Raw genomic sequence first — 13,681 nt, 5'->3', positions numbered from 1 at the left:
ACTTACCCGGTGGAATTCTCCTGGTCGCGCCTCGGAAGCTGGCTCATCGCCGCGGCGGTCGGGGTGGTGTACGGATCGGCGGGCACCGTCGCCCATGCCTACATGCTCGGTCCCGTCCCCCTCGGGCTCGTCCTCGCGCTCCTGGGCTGCGCCGCCCTCCTCGCGTCGATCCGGCTGCTGACGGGGGACCGATGGTCGGCGTTGGCCGCGGGCCTCGGCATGATGGCGGCCGCCCTCGTCTTCTCGGGGGCGGGGCCCGGGGGCTCGATCATCGTGCCTCAGAGCACGCTCGGAACGGTGTGGACACTCGCGCTGCCCCTCGTCGTCGCGGTGGTCATCGCATGGCCGACGCGCTTCGCCGCGGATCCCCGCTGACGCCGCCCGGACTAGACTCGACCCGTGACGTACGTGATCGCCCTGCCCTGTGTGGATGTCAAAGACCGCGCGTGCATCGACGAATGCCCCGTCGACTGCATCTACGAGGGGGAGCGCTCGCTCTATATCCACCCCGATGAATGCGTGGACTGCGGCGCCTGCGAGCCGGTGTGCCCGGTCGAGGCGATCTACTACGAGGATGATCTGCCCGGCGAGTGGCAGGACTACTACAAGGCCAACGTCGAGTTCTTCGACGACATCGGCTCTCCGGGGGGCGCGGCGAAGGTGGGCGTCATCGCCAAGGACCACCCCGTGATCGCGGCATTGCCGCCGCAGGACCACTGATCCTCCGTTCGAGCCGCTGATGGGAGTCACCGACCTCGCGGACTACCCGTGGGACGCCGTCGCGCCGTACGCGACGCGCGCCAAGGCGCATCCCGGCGGCATCGTCGACCTCTCCATCGGGTCGCCGGTGGATCCGACGCCCGACGTGGTCGCGGCGGCGCTCAAGCGGGCGACCGACGCGCACGCCTATCCGCAGACGATCGGCACGGCGGCGCTGCGGGAAGCGATCGTCGCGTGGTACGCGCGGCGGCGCGGCGTGACCGGGCTCGCACCCGGCGACGTGCTGCCGACGATCGGATCCAAGGAGCTGGTCGCGCTCCTCCCTCTGCTCCTCGGCCTCGGCCCGGGCGATATCGTGGTGCACCCCCGCGCGGCGTACCCGACATACGACGTTGGAGCGCGGGTGTGCGGGGCGACGGCGGTGGCGGCGGACGACCCCGCGGAGTGGCCCGACGAGGCCGCGATCATCTGGATCAACTCACCGGGCAATCCCGATGGCCGTGTCTGGGATGTGGATGAGCTCCGGGCCGCGGTCGCCCGCGCGCGAGCGATCGGCGCCCTCCTGGTCGCGGACGAGTGCTACGCCGAACTCGGGTGGGACGAGCCGTGGGATCGCGCGATGATCCCGTCGGTTCTGGATGATCGTGTCCGTGACGCATCCCTCTCCGGCCTGCTGTCGGTCTACTCCCTGAGCAAGCAGTCGAATCTGGCGGGATATCGGGCGGCATTCCTCGCGGGTGATGGCACGGTGGTCTCCCGACTGACCGCGGCCCGCAAGCACCTCGGGCTCATGGTGCCGGCGCCGGTGCAGTCGGCGATGACCGCCGCTCTCGCCGATGACGCTCATGTGCGCCATCAGAAAGAGCTCTACGCGCGGAGGCGTGCCCTCCTCCTCCCGGCCATCGTGGGGGCGGGGTTCCGCGTCGACCGGAGCGAGGCTGGTCTGTACCTGTGGGCGACCGAGGGACGCGATGCGTGGGACTCTCTGGCGCGGCTGGCCGAGCTCGGCATCCTCGTCGGACCCGGGCATTTCTACGGCCCGCACTTCCCTCACCACGTGCGGCTGTCCCTCACGGCGTCCGACGAGCGAATCGCGGCGGCCGCGGAGCGCCTCCGCGATGCCGCTCCCGCGCATCTGTGAGGGTTCCTCCATCGGATCCGGCGTCGCGTTGGCGATGTCCGGAGTAGGCGCGCGCGGCGACTAGGCTGTATGCGAACCCCCGGCACGATCACCAATCGCGAGGAGGCGCCGTGAGCGAAGCGGGCACCAAACAGGACAAGGCCACTGTCACGATTGGCGACCGCACGGCGGAATTCCCCGTCCTGCACGGTACCGACGGCATCCCGAGCGTGGACATCTCCACGTTCACCCGGCAGACCGGTCACACGACGCTCGACTACGGTTTCGTGAACACCGCGGCGACGAAGTCCGCGATCACCTACATCGACGGGGACGAGGGCATCCTCCGCTACCGCGGGTACCCCATCGAGCAGTTGGCGAAGAACAGCACGTACCTCGAGGTCGCGTGGCTGCTGATCTACGGCGAGCTGCCCACCGAGGACCAGCTGGCGGAGTTCGACGGGCGCATCCGGCGTCACACGCTCCTGCATGAGGACCTGAAGCGCTTCTTCTCCGCCCTCCCGCACAACGCCCACCCGATGTCGGTCCTGTCGGCAGCGACGGCGGCGCTCTCGACGTACTACGAGGGCGAGTCCGACCCGCACAACCCCGAGCACGTGGAGCTGAACACCATCCGCATGCTCGCGAAGCTGCCGGTGATCGCCGCGTACGCGCACAAGAAGAGCATCGGCCAGGCCTTCCTCTATCCCGACAACTCCCTCGGGTTCGTCGACAACTTCCTCAAACTCAACTTCGGCGTCCTCAGCGAGATCTACGAGATCAACCCCGTCATGTCGCGCGCCCTCGAACGACTCCTCATCCTCCACGAGGACCACGAGCAGAACGCCTCGACCTCCACCGTGCGTCTCGTCGGCTCGACCGGTGCGAACCAGTTCTCCTCCATCTCCGCGGGCATCAACGCGCTGTACGGTCCGCTGCACGGCGGCGCGAACGAAGCGGTCCTCGAGATGCTCGGCCGCATCCGCGACTCCGGCGAGAGCGTGGAGCGGTTCGTCGAGCGCGTGAAGAACAAGGAAGACGGCGTGAAGCTCATGGGCTTCGGGCACCGGGTCTACAAGAACTACGATCCGCGCGCGAAGCTCGTCAAGGAGTCCGCGGACGAGGTGCTCGAGGCGCTGGGCGTGAACGACCCGCTCCTGGACCTCGCGAAGCAGCTCGAGGAGATCGCGCTGAGCGACGATTACTTCCGCGAGCGTCGCCTCTACCCGAACGTCGACTTCTACACCGGTGTCATCTACAAGGCCATGGGTTTCCCCACGCGCATGTTCACGGTGCTGTTCGCGATCGGTCGTCTGCCCGGGTGGCTGGCCCAGTGGCGCGAGGCCGTGACCGATCCCCAGACGAAGATCGGACGTCCGCAACAGCTCTACACGGGCTCACCCGCACGCAACTATCCCGGCCTCGGCTGAAAGCCGGAGCCTGAGGTTCCTCGCCGGGGTCAGCCGAGCGTCGCGGCGTAGTCGGGGACCTGCCCGGCGTCGTCTCGCGGCGGTCGCTCGTAGCCGCCGGATGCCGGGCGCGGAGGTATCTCGATCGCCGGTCTCTCGACCTCCCGATAGGGGATCCGGGACAGCAGGTGGTGGATCATGTTGATGCGACCGCGCCGCTTGTCCTCGTTGTCCACCTCGAACCAGGGGGCTTCGGGGATGTCGGTGTGGATGAACATCGTGTCCTTCGCACGGGAGTAGTCCTCCCACTTGGTGATGGACAGCACATCGTTGGGGCTGAGCTTCCAGCGGCGCATCGGGTCTTCCGATCGGGAGCGGAAGCGGGCCTCCTGCTCGACGTCGGACACGCTGAACCAGTACTTCAGCAGCAGGATGCCGTCCTCGACCAGCATCCGTTCGAAGATCGGGGCCTGGTGCAGGAAGCGGTGGTACTCGGCCTGCGTGCAGTACCCCATGACGTGTTCGACACCGGCGCGGTTGTACCAGGAACGATCCATCAGCACGATCTCCCCGGCGGCGGGAAGATGCGGCACATAGCGCTGGAAGTACCACCGCGTCCGGTCGCGCTCGCTCGGTGTCGGAAGGGCGACGACGCGCGTCACACGGGGGTTGAGGTACTCGGCGACGCGTTTGATCGTCGATCCCTTGCCCGCTGCGTCCCGGCCCTCGAAGATCACCACGATCCGTGCGCCGGTGTGCTGGACCCACGCCTGCATGTCGACCAGCCGCGCCTGCAGTCGCGCGAGCTCGGCTTCGTACGTCTTCTTCGACAATCGGGCCGACATGGGGCTCCTTCGCTCGGACGCCGATCAGGCGTGCAGGGCTTCGTTCAGTGTCACCCCGGCGCCCGCTCGGCGGACGGCTTCGACGGCGCCGGTGAGCGAGTTGCGGCGGAAGAGGATTCCGTTCCGGCCGGAGAGCGCCGCGCCCTTGACGGTCGGGCGGTGACCGTCCGCGTCGGCGGGTTCGTCCGCGAGGACGATCTTGGACCCGGCGGTGACATACAGCCCCGCTTCGACGATGCAGTCGTCGCCGAGAGAGATGCCGATTCCCGCATTGGCGCCGAGCAGTGTGCGGGCGCCCACGGACACGACGTGCGCTCCGCCACCGGAGAGGGTGCCCATGATGGACGCGCCCCCGCCGATGTCGCTGCCGTCGCCCACGACCACGCCCTGGGAGATGCGTCCCTCGACCATGCTCGCGCCGAGCGTCCCGGCGTTGAAGTTGACGAAGCCCTCGTGCATCACGGTCGTGCCGGGGGAGAGGTAGGCGCCCAGACGCACACGTGACGCGTCGGCGATGCGGACGCCGACCGGCGTGACGTAATCGAGCAGGCGGGGGAACTTGTCGAGGCTCTGCACCTGGATGCCGTCACGAAGGAGGAACGGCCGCAGCCGGGTGGCGTCATCGGGATGCATCGGGCCCGCGGTCGTCCACGCCACGATCGGCAGATGTGCGAAGATGCCGTCCAGATTCACCGCATTCGGCGCCGCGAGCCGGTGGGAGAGCGCGTGCAGGCGGAGGTAGGCGTCCGGCGTCGAGGCGGGAGGCGCATCCAGATCGATCTCGATCACGTGCACGTCCAGAGTGACGGCTCGCCGCGGGTCGGCGACGGCATGCCGGTCGAGGTCGTCGTCGACCGGCGCGGCCGCGGCGCCACGGGGCAGGCGTCCTTCCTCGGGCTGCGGGAACCACGCGTCGAGAACGGTGCCGTTCTCGGAAGTCGTGACCAGACCGCGTCCCCAGATGTACCGCTCATCGCTCATGCCTCCACGCTAGCGGTCGTCGGGCGTCCTCGGAGATCACCGCCGGGCCCTCGGTAGACTGCGACAATGCCCGCGCTCGATCTCACGCAATCCTCTGTCGACCTCACGCGCGTCATCTGCGACATCCCCAGCGTCTCCGGCGACGAGACGACGCTCGCCGATCTGATCCACGAGGCCGTTTCCGCCCTCGGACACCTGGACGTCCACCGCGACGGCGACACCATCGTCGCCCGCACGAACCTCGGGCGCGAACGACGCGTAGCCATCGCCGGGCACATCGACACCGTTCCGATCAACGGGAACGTGCCGACCCAGACCCGGGTCGTGGACGGGCAGGAGGTGCTGTGGGGGCGCGGCACGGTCGACATGAAGGCGGGGGTCGCCGTGCAACTCGTGCTGGCGGCCGAGCTGACGGATCCGACGGTCGACATCACCTGGATGTGGTACGACCACGAGGAGGTGGATGCCGAGCTCAACGGGCTCACCCGGCTCTCCCGCACGCGTCCCGACCTATTCGCCGCCGACTTCGCCATTCTCGGGGAACCGTCCAACGGTGAGGTCGAGGGAGGGTGCAACGGCAACCTCCGCGCACTCGTCACGACGACCGGCGTGCGCGCACACAGTGCCCGATCGTGGGTCGGCGAGAACGCGATCCACGCGGCCGCTCCGATCCTCGCCCGCCTCGCCGAACACCGCGCGCGAGAGGTCACCGTGGACGGGCTCGTATACCGCGAGGGCCTGAACGCCGTGCGGATCTCCGGCGGAATCGCCGGGAACGTCATCCCGGACGAGTGTCGCGTCGAGGTCAACTACCGCTTCGCGCCCAGCCGGGATGCCGCGGAGGCCGAGCGCGTGGTCCGTGACGTCTTCTCCGGCTTCGAGGTCGAGATCGTGGACCTCGCCGAGGGCGCCCGTCCGGGCCTGGACGCACCGCTTGCTCAGGACTTCGTCCGGGCGGTCGGTGCGCAGCCGCGGCCGAAGTACGGCTGGACGGACGTCGCGCGCTTCAGCGCCCTCGGCGTGCCGGCGGTCAATTACGGGCCGGGTGACCCGCACCTCGCCCACCACGACGAGGAGCGGGTTCCCGTCGCGCAGATCGCGGCGGTCGAGCGCGGCCTGCGCACGTGGCTGAGCGCCGGCTGACGGTGCGGCCGGGGGCTCTCGCCGCGCGCGTCGCGATGCAGCCGGCGCTGTGGATCGGCATCCTCTACCTCGGGGCGCGGCTGATCACGACCGCCTTCCTGCTCCTCGCGGCATCCCTGTCGACACCGTCGTCGCGCTTCGGCGACAGCCCGGCACTCGGAGACCTGATCCTCGGCTGGGATGCCCGGTGGTACTGGATCATCGCCGTCGTCGGCTATCCGACCACGCTCCCGCTGACCGAGGACGGGCTCGTGGCGGAGAACGCCTGGGCCTTCCTGCCCGTCTATCCGTTCCTCGCGCAGGGGGTGAGCCTCCCGTTCGGACACTGGGCCGCGGGTGCGCTCCTGGTCTCCCTGGTTGCCGGGTATGCGGCGTGCTACGTGCTGTACCGTCTCCTGCGCACCCGGCTGACGGTGATGGCATCCGCATGGGCCGTGGTCTTCTTCGCGTTCGGGCCGCTGGCGGCGCTCTTCCAGGTCGGCTATGCCGAAACCCTCAATCTCCTGTGGCTGTTCCTGGCGCTGTGGGCGCTGATCCGCCGGCGATGGGGCTGGCTCTACGCGCTCATCCCCCTCATGGGCTTCACCCGACCCGGCATCCTCGCGTTCTCATTGATGCTGGCCCTGTACGGGATCTGGCGCTGGGTGCAGCGGAAGCGCGACCCCCTGCCGATCCGCGAGATCCTCCACATCATCGCGACGGGTCTCCTGGCAGCCGGGGTCGGGTTCGCGTGGCAGCTCATCGCCGCCGCCGTCACGGGTCGGTCGGACGCCTATCTCGCCACGGAACTCGCCTGGCGGAGGATCTGGATGCCGGGGGAGGCGGACTTCGTCCCCCTGCACGGATTCCTGGAGGCGGTGGAGTTCTGGTTCGGTCGCATGTGGCAGGTCGACCCTCTCATCGGGTATGTGGTCCTCGCGGTGTTCATCGCGGCGATCGCCGCACTTCTCCTGTGGGCACCGCCCGTCCGGGCGCTGGGGATCGAGATCCGGCTGTGGTCGGTCGGCTACATCGTGTATCTGCTGCTCGTCTTCTTCCCGCAGTCGAGCATCTTCCGCCTCCTCGTGCCCCTCTCACCCCTCTGGGGAGCGATGGCCGTACCGCGTTCGCACACCTGGCGTCTGAGTGTCCTGGCCGCCTGCCTCCTCGGTCAGTGGTGGTGGATCTACAACATGTACGGGCTAGGGAACATGACCTGGCAGGTGCCCTGAGTGGCACGCGATGCCACGTTCTGTGGACGGCGTACGGGCACGCGCGCCGCACGGGGATAAACTTGGGTCGCAGAACATCGATGAAAAGGAGCCGCAATGGCAGCCATGAAGCCGAGAACCGGAGACGGGCCGATGGAGGCCGTGAAGGAGGGTCGCCTCATCATCGTGCGCGTGCCGCTCGAGGGGGGTGGGCGACTCGTCGTCTCCGTGAACGACGCTGAGGCCAAGGAGCTTCATGACGTCTTGGGGGGCGTCGTCAGCGCAGCCTGATCAGCAGGAAGAAGAACGGCCGGTCTCGATGACCGGCCGTTCTTCTGTTCCCCTCAGGCCGGGGGCGCCGTCGTGAGCTGAAGAAGGCCTTCTCCGACGATCGACAGCGCCCCGATCACGGCGGGGGAGGTCTGCGTCTCCTGGATCAGGGAGCGGTAGGCACTGGTGACGGGGTCTCGTCGCACCGGGTCGGCGACGGCGCCGTGACCGAGCACGCGCGGCACCAGCACCGTGCCCCCGGCTCGCACGAGACGAAGGCCGTGCTCGACGTACTCGATGACGCCGTCGGGGTCCGCGTCGACCAGGACGATGTCGTAGGACGCCTCATTCATGCGCGGCAGGACCTCGGCTGCGCGTCCGGTGATGAAGCGAGCGCGCGCTGCCGGTATCCGCGCGTCGGCGAACGCCTGACGCGCCGCGCCCAGGTGCTCCGGCTCCTTGTCGATGGTCGTCAGAGTCGCCCGCGGAGATCCGTGGAGGAGCCACAACCCCGACACCCCCGCACCGGTTCCGATCTCGACGATGTTGAGAGCCTGGGAGGCTGCGGCGATGACCGCGCATTGCGCCCCGACCGGGGCGCTGATGGGCGCGGCTCCCAGCTCGAGGGCGTGAGCCCGAGCGCGCATGATGTGATCCGGTTCGTGCGTCGACTCGTCGGCGAATCGCTGATTCGCGTCGTGACCTGCCATGGGTGTTCCTCCGGTTCAACCCTAGGGGCGCTCTCGGGCGTCGGCCCGCAGGCGCGACGGTAATGTGAAGGCATGTTCTTCGGCCTGACCATCGAGAAGCTTCTGCTGATCGGTGTCATCGCGGCCTTCGTCATCGGGCCCGAGCGGCTGCCGCGCTACGCCGAAGGTCTCGGACGCCTCACACGGCGCGCAAAGGACTGGATGAACACGGCGAAGACCCGTGTGCGCGATGAGATGGGTGAGGACTTCCAGGACGTGGATTGGCGCACTCTCGATCCGCGCCAGTACGACCCTCGACGCATCATACGCGAGGCCCTTCTGGACGACACGCCGGTGCCGACGGTCAAAGCGGCCGCCGCAGCCGGTGCGGTCGCGGCGATGGGTGCCGCAGGCGCCGCGCATAGGGAAGAGCATCCGGCGAACACGCGACTGACCGTCGGTGAGCGCGCACCGTTCGACGACGAGGCGACCTGATGTCGAGCGGGCGCCGATCTTCGACCCGCGTCATCGCGCACGCAGCGGCAGCGACCGGCCGGCGAGGCCGCGCGGATGGCGGGCGAGGGACTCGGCCAGTGCCTCGATCGCGCGCGCGGCGGGTTCGTCCGGGGCAGCGAGCACGACCGGGGAGCCCGCGTCCGATGCGGCTCGAAGCCCGGGGCTGAGCGGAACGGATCCGAGGAGGGGGACCTCGGCGCCCTCGTCCGACAGAGCCGAGGCGACGGCAGCACCGCCTCCCGAGCCGAAGACCTCCACGACGGAGCCGTCCGGGAGCGTCATCGCCGCCATGTTCTCGATGACCCCGATCACCCGCTGCCCTGTCTGTCGGGCGACCAGTCCGCTGCGGACGGCCACGTCCGACGCGCTCGTCTGCGGCGTCGTGACGACGATGACCTCGGCGTGGGGGAGCAGCTGGCCGACCGATATCGCCACGTCACCGGTCCCGGGCGGCATGTCCAACAGCAGGACGTCCAGGTCTCCGAAGTGCACGTCGGTCAGGAACTGCGACACGGTGCGATGGAGCATCGGACCCCGCCAGGCCACGGCGGGAACGGTGTCATCGCCCTCGCGGCGGAGGAACATCCCGATCGATATCACCTTCACGTCGTGGGCGACGGGCGGGAGCATCAGGTCGTCGATGCGGGTGGGTGACGGCGCGAGACCGCGCTCATCGACGAGGCCCATCAGTCCGGGGATGGAGAAGCCGTGCACGTCGGCGTCGATGAGCCCGACCGACAGACCGCGGTCGGCGAGCGCGACGGCGAGATTCGCCGTGAGGGTGGACTTGCCGACGCCGCCCTTGCCGCTGGTGACGGCGATGACACGCGTCAGGGAGTCGGGTCCGAAGGGCGTCGTGCGCGCCGCGCGGCCGCCCCGCAGTCTCTCGGTGAGGGCACGTCGCTCCTCGGGTGTCATCACCGTCAGGGACACCTGAGCGGAGGCGACGCCGGGAACGCTCGATGCCGCGCTCTCGACATCCGCGCGGATGCGGTCGGAGGCGGGGCAGCCCACGATCGTGAGGGCGATCTCGACTCGGGCGACATCGCCGTCGAGATCGATCGCACGGACCATATCGAGCTCGGAGAGCGGACGACGCAGTTCGGGGTCCATCACTGCTCCGACCGCGTCGGTGATCGCGGCGATGCCGTTCGCGGTCATCGCCGTTCGTCCTCGGAGAGCGGGGCGTCGGGCTCGGCGTCGAGTCGCTCCAGGAGGGCTCTCAGCTCCGTGCGCAGAACGTCGCGGGTCACGACATCCCCGGCGATGTCGGTCAGGGCCATACGCAGCGCGACGATCTCGCGCGCCAGATACTCGGTGTCGGCCAGGTTCCGCTCGGCCCGCTGACGGTCCTGCTCGATCTGCACCCGGTCGCGGTCGTCTTGGCGATTCTGCGCGAGGAGGATCAGAGGGGCGGCGTAGGACGCCTGCAGCGAGAGGACGAGGGTGAGCGCCGTGAAACCGAGTGCGGCGTCGTCGAAGCGGAGCGACTCCGGCATCGTCGTGTTCCACGCGATCCAGCCCACGCAGAAGAGAGTGAGCGCGAGGAGGAACACCGGTGTTCCCATGTTCCTCGCGATCCACTCGGTGAATCGGCCGAACCGGTCCCTCGAGGGCTGCGGGGAGCGAGTGAGCATGCCCCCGCGGCCGCGCGGGGCATCCAACGACGGTCGCTTCGCTGCGCGTGCCATCATCGCCGCCTCGGGGTGATCGGAACAGCCGCCGTGGCGGGCGCGCGCGGGGGCTCGGGAAGATCGCTCGAACGCCAGTCGTCCGGCAGCAGGTGGTCCAGCACGTCGTCGATGCTGACGGCGCCGACCAGGCGACGGGCCTGATCGATCACCGGAACGGAGACGAGGTTGTAGCTGGCGAGCATCCGGGCGACCTCGGCGGCGCTCGCGGTGGCCGAGATCGGCTCCAGAGTGTCGTCGATGATCGCGCCGAGCCGCTCGTGCGGGGGGTACCTCAGCATCCGCTGGAAGTGCACGGTGCCGAGCAGGCGCCCGGTGGGCGTCTCGTACGGCGGCAGGGTGACGAAGACCGCGGCCGCGAGCGCCGGGTGGAGCTCGTGCCGCCGGATGAGCGCGAGCGCTTCAGCGACGGTCGCGTCGGCGGAGAGCACGATGGGCTCGCTCGTCATCAGCCCTCCTGCGGTGTCGGGTCCGTACTGGAGGAGGGCGCGGACGTCCTCCGCCTCCTCGGGCTCCATCAGCTCGAGGAGCTCCTCGGATCGCGCTTCGGGGAGCTGCCCCAGAAGGTCGGCGGCGTCGTCGGGCTCCATCTGATCGAGGATGTCGGCTGCGCGCTCGTCGCCGAGGGCCTCCAGGATGTGCACCTGCTCGTCCTCCGGCATCTCCTCGAGCGCGTCCGCGAGGCGGTCGTCGGACAGCTCCTCGGCGACCTCGATCAGGCGTTCCTCGGGCAGGTCCAGCAGGGTGTTCGCGAGGTCGGCCGCCTTGAGATCGGAGAACGTCGCGACGAGCTGTTCCGCCGACTGCGCCCGGCCGGGGGTCTGCTCCTCACGCACCTCCGACCAGGAGGCGAAGGTCGTCGGGCCCTTTGCGAACGGGGAGGCACTCGTGCGCGGGCGGCGGAGGAAGAGCTGCCCGACGTCCCACTCGCCCAGTCGGCTCCGTTCGATTGCGACGTCCTCGATGACCGCCCGGCTCGAGCCGTCGCGCAGATAGACCGTCCGCCCGAGCATCTCCGCCATCACACGCACCTCGCCGCCGCGCTGCTGGAAGCGACGGACGTTGATGAGCCCCGTCGTGATGACCTGACCGGTCGCGATCGACGTCACACGGCCGATCGACACGAACACGTGGCGCCGACCCGGAATCTCCACGACGAGGCCGACCACGCGCGGCGGGTCGTCCTTCCGATAGATGACCACGACGTCGCGGACCCGGCCGAGGCGATCCCCGGCGGGGTCGAACACCGCACAGCCGGCGAGACGCGCGACGAAGACCCTTTGCGTGCTCACACGTCCCAGCGTAGCCCCGGGCCCATGGGAGGATGGAGTGGTGAGCATGTTCGGTGGGAGAGCGACGATGTCCGCGGGGGACCTCGGTCAGACCGTGGCGGGATACTCCACGTACGACGCTGCGCAGAAGGCGGTCTCGACGCTGATCGCCGCCGATGTCCCCGCCCGCCACGTCGCCATCGTCGGGTCGGGTCTCCGCTCGGTGGAACGGGTGACGGGCCGGCTCGGCTACGCCACGGCCGCGCGCTCCGGGGCGGTGAACGGTCTGCTGCTGGGCATGCTGTTCGCGGCGGTGCTGGTGATCGGCTCGCCCAGTCTTCCGATCCAGGCCTTCGTCGGCGTCCTGTTCGTGGGTATCGCGATCGGGATGCTCTTCAGCTTGACGACCTACTCGCTCGTTCGTAAGCGGAGGGATTACGCCTCCGTCATCCAGGTGGTCGCCGAACACTACGACGTGACGGTGCCGGCCGTCGATCTCGCACGGGCCCGCGAGGTGCTCGGGGTCGGCGCGGGTGTCGCCTCCGCCCCTCGGATCGCGGACGAGGGCGAACCACCCCGATACGGCGAGCGTGTCAGCCCGTCGACGCCCCGTTCGGAGCCCGTCGGCGAGGACGCCGGCGAGAAGAGCGGCGACCGCGCCGAATGAGCGAGGGGCCCCGGAGCGACGGGTGGCGCGGATGACGACGGCGGAGCATGTCGAGACCTGCGTGGTCGATCTGCCTTCCGGCCCGGTGCCTATCCCCCTCCGATGGAAGCGAGTGCGGTCCTCGCCGGCGACGGTGATCCTTGCGCCAGGCGCGGGCGCCGGAGCAGACCATCCATTCCTGCGGTCAGCGGCGGAGGTGCTGGCGTCGTACGGCCTGTCGACGGTGCGCTTCGATTTCGCCTACCGCGCGCAGGGGCGCCGCATGCCGGGCCCGGCCGCGCACGCCGTCCTCGCGTGGAAGACGGTGTTCGACCGTGTCCATGGCGATGACGCGGGTGCTCCCGTCGTGGCCATGGGGAAGTCGTACGGCGGCAGGATGGCGTCGATGGCCGCCGCGGCCGGGGACATCCGAGCGCACGCCCTCATCTATCTCGGGTATCCGCTTCACCCGCCCGGCCGTCCCGACCGGGAGCGCGTGGCGCATCTGACGGAGGTGTCGACACCGCAGCTCTTCCTCTCCGGTCGTCGCGACCCGTTCGTTGCGCCCACCGAACGGCTGGAGGAGATCGTGGCGGCCCTTCCGGGTGCTGCGGTGGAGTGGATCGACGATGCGGGGCACTCGTTCGAGCTTCCGCGCGACCGCCGGACCTCGCACGAGGTGGCCGCAGAGGCGCTCAGCCGCGCCCGGGAGTTCCTGCGTCCGATCCTGTTGTCGCCTCGCGACACGCCCGGCGGTCGGGTCTGATTTGCCCGACCCCCGGATCCCGCGTAAGTTATCTCTTGTTCGCCCCAAAGGGAAGCGAGCGCCGGGATCACCTGAGCGCCCCCCTCAAGCATCGAACACTTCCCCCTGACGGCAGCATCTGCTGCGTCTGGAGGAATCTGACGCCCTCGTCGGTCGGTTCGTCCGATTTGACACGGAGACGGCGTCGGGTAAGATCGAGAAATTGCCCTTCGAGCGGAGCTGAAAAGCCGAGCGGGAGGAGCATCCGATCCTTGAGAACTCAACAGCGTGCACTTGTCAAATGCCAATTTATCCTCGTCGGTCTTCGGACTGGTGAGAATTCCTTTGGATCAAAGTCCAATCCTTCTTTTTGGGGGGTTGGCATCTGGATAGTCAGTTTTGACTTCCTGTTTGGTCAGATTGAACTCGCTGACTCGGCCTTATT

General features: G+C 69.0%; 16 protein-coding genes. 10 read left to right on the top strand and 6 right to left on the bottom strand.

Going from position 1 to position 13,681, the window contains the following annotated elements:
- Positions 1 to 9 precede the first annotated feature (9 nt).
- From ABXJ56_RS00080 to ABXJ56_RS00065, 4 genes are all read left to right on the top strand, one after another.
- A complete protein-coding gene (locus ABXJ56_RS00080; protein WP_353997720.1) occupies positions 10 to 375 on the top strand; it encodes a histidinol dehydrogenase in 366 nt (121 codons plus the stop codon).
- A 24-nt stretch (positions 376 to 399) separates the two neighbouring features.
- Positions 400 to 720 carry a ferredoxin gene (fdxA, locus tag ABXJ56_RS00075; RefSeq protein WP_353997719.1) on the top strand — a complete coding sequence of 107 codons (321 nt, stop codon included), beginning with the start codon at positions 400 to 402 and terminating at the stop codon, positions 718 to 720.
- A gap of 19 nt (positions 721 to 739) precedes the next feature.
- Positions 740 to 1,861 (top strand): succinyldiaminopimelate transaminase, encoded by a 1,122-nt coding sequence (gene dapC, locus ABXJ56_RS00070; protein WP_353997718.1) that lies wholly within the window; start codon positions 740 to 742, stop codon positions 1,859 to 1,861.
- 110 nt (positions 1,862 to 1,971) lie between these two features.
- Positions 1,972 to 3,270 carry a citrate synthase gene (locus ABXJ56_RS00065; protein ID WP_353997717.1) on the top strand — a complete coding sequence of 433 codons (1,299 nt, stop codon included), beginning with the start codon at positions 1,972 to 1,974 and terminating at the stop codon, positions 3,268 to 3,270.
- Positions 3,271 to 3,299: 29 nt separating this feature from the next.
- Here the strand turns inward: ABXJ56_RS00065 and ppk2 are convergent, their stop codons facing one another.
- Entirely contained in the window at positions 3,300 to 4,094 is a 795-nt protein-coding gene (gene ppk2 / locus ABXJ56_RS00060) for a polyphosphate kinase 2 (RefSeq protein ID WP_353997716.1), read from the bottom strand.
- A 24-nt stretch (positions 4,095 to 4,118) separates the two neighbouring features.
- The gene (gene dapD / locus ABXJ56_RS00055; protein ID WP_353997715.1) at positions 4,119 to 5,075 is read right to left on the bottom strand and encodes a 2,3,4,5-tetrahydropyridine-2,6-dicarboxylate N-succinyltransferase; all 957 of its coding nucleotides are present in this window, start codon (positions 5,073 to 5,075) and stop codon (positions 4,119 to 4,121) included.
- Positions 5,076 to 5,141: 66 nt separating this feature from the next.
- Here dapD and dapE point away from each other — a divergent pair, with 66 nt between their 5' ends.
- From dapE to ABXJ56_RS00040, 3 genes are all read left to right on the top strand, one after another.
- On the top strand, positions 5,142 to 6,218 hold the full coding sequence (gene dapE / locus ABXJ56_RS00050) for a succinyl-diaminopimelate desuccinylase (RefSeq protein WP_353997714.1): 1,077 nt from the start codon (positions 5,142 to 5,144) through the stop codon (positions 6,216 to 6,218).
- A complete protein-coding gene (locus ABXJ56_RS00045; RefSeq protein WP_353997713.1) occupies positions 6,200 to 7,429 on the top strand; it encodes a hypothetical protein in 1,230 nt (409 codons plus the stop codon). Before dapE ends, ABXJ56_RS00045 begins: the two co-directional genes overlap by 19 nt.
- A gap of 96 nt (positions 7,430 to 7,525) precedes the next feature.
- On the top strand, positions 7,526 to 7,699 hold the full coding sequence (locus ABXJ56_RS00040) for a DUF3117 domain-containing protein (protein WP_064485917.1): 174 nt from the start codon (positions 7,526 to 7,528) through the stop codon (positions 7,697 to 7,699).
- 53 nt (positions 7,700 to 7,752) lie between these two features.
- On the opposite strand, the gene ABXJ56_RS00035 is transcribed toward ABXJ56_RS00040, so the two are convergent.
- Positions 7,753 to 8,388 (bottom strand): O-methyltransferase, encoded by a 636-nt coding sequence (locus tag ABXJ56_RS00035; protein WP_353997712.1) that lies wholly within the window; start codon positions 8,386 to 8,388, stop codon positions 7,753 to 7,755.
- 72 nt (positions 8,389 to 8,460) lie between these two features.
- Here ABXJ56_RS00035 and ABXJ56_RS00030 point away from each other — a divergent pair, with 72 nt between their 5' ends.
- Positions 8,461 to 8,862 (top strand): Sec-independent protein translocase TatB, encoded by a 402-nt coding sequence (locus ABXJ56_RS00030; protein WP_353997711.1) that lies wholly within the window; start codon positions 8,461 to 8,463, stop codon positions 8,860 to 8,862.
- Between the two features lie 30 nt (positions 8,863 to 8,892).
- Here the strand turns inward: ABXJ56_RS00030 and ABXJ56_RS00025 are convergent, their stop codons facing one another.
- Genes ABXJ56_RS00025 through ABXJ56_RS00015 form a run of 3 tightly spaced genes read right to left on the bottom strand, consistent with a single transcriptional unit; the run spans position 8,893 to position 11,866 of the window.
- Complete coding sequence (locus ABXJ56_RS00025; protein ID WP_353997710.1) at positions 8,893 to 10,044, bottom strand: Mrp/NBP35 family ATP-binding protein; 1,152 nt, start codon at positions 10,042 to 10,044, stop codon at positions 8,893 to 8,895.
- A complete protein-coding gene (locus tag ABXJ56_RS00020; RefSeq protein WP_353997709.1) occupies positions 10,041 to 10,574 on the bottom strand; it encodes a DUF1003 domain-containing protein in 534 nt (177 codons plus the stop codon). Before ABXJ56_RS00020 ends, ABXJ56_RS00025 begins: the two co-directional genes overlap by 4 nt.
- The gene (locus ABXJ56_RS00015; RefSeq protein WP_353997708.1) at positions 10,574 to 11,866 is read right to left on the bottom strand and encodes a magnesium transporter MgtE N-terminal domain-containing protein; all 1,293 of its coding nucleotides are present in this window, start codon (positions 11,864 to 11,866) and stop codon (positions 10,574 to 10,576) included. The genes ABXJ56_RS00020 and ABXJ56_RS00015 overlap by 1 nt, the downstream gene beginning before the upstream one ends.
- Positions 11,867 to 11,912: 46 nt before the next feature.
- Between ABXJ56_RS00015 and ABXJ56_RS00010 the strand changes: the two genes are divergently transcribed.
- Both ABXJ56_RS00010 and ABXJ56_RS00005 read left to right on the top strand, forming a co-directional pair.
- The gene (locus ABXJ56_RS00010) at positions 11,913 to 12,512 is read left to right on the top strand and encodes a general stress protein (RefSeq protein WP_353999925.1); all 600 of its coding nucleotides are present in this window, start codon (positions 11,913 to 11,915) and stop codon (positions 12,510 to 12,512) included.
- 133 nt (positions 12,513 to 12,645) lie between these two features.
- Complete coding sequence (locus ABXJ56_RS00005) at positions 12,646 to 13,257, top strand: alpha/beta hydrolase family protein (RefSeq protein ID WP_353997707.1); 612 nt, start codon at positions 12,646 to 12,648, stop codon at positions 13,255 to 13,257.
- The last annotated feature ends 424 nt before the right edge of the window (positions 13,258 to 13,681 follow it).

It is taken from the genome of Microbacterium aurantiacum (genome assembly GCF_040532595.1).
Classification (GTDB): domain Bacteria; phylum Actinomycetota; class Actinomycetes; order Actinomycetales; family Microbacteriaceae; genus Microbacterium; species Microbacterium chocolatum_B.
The sequence above is the reverse complement of the archived record's forward strand: the minus strand, read 5'-3'. Positions and strand labels throughout refer to the sequence as shown.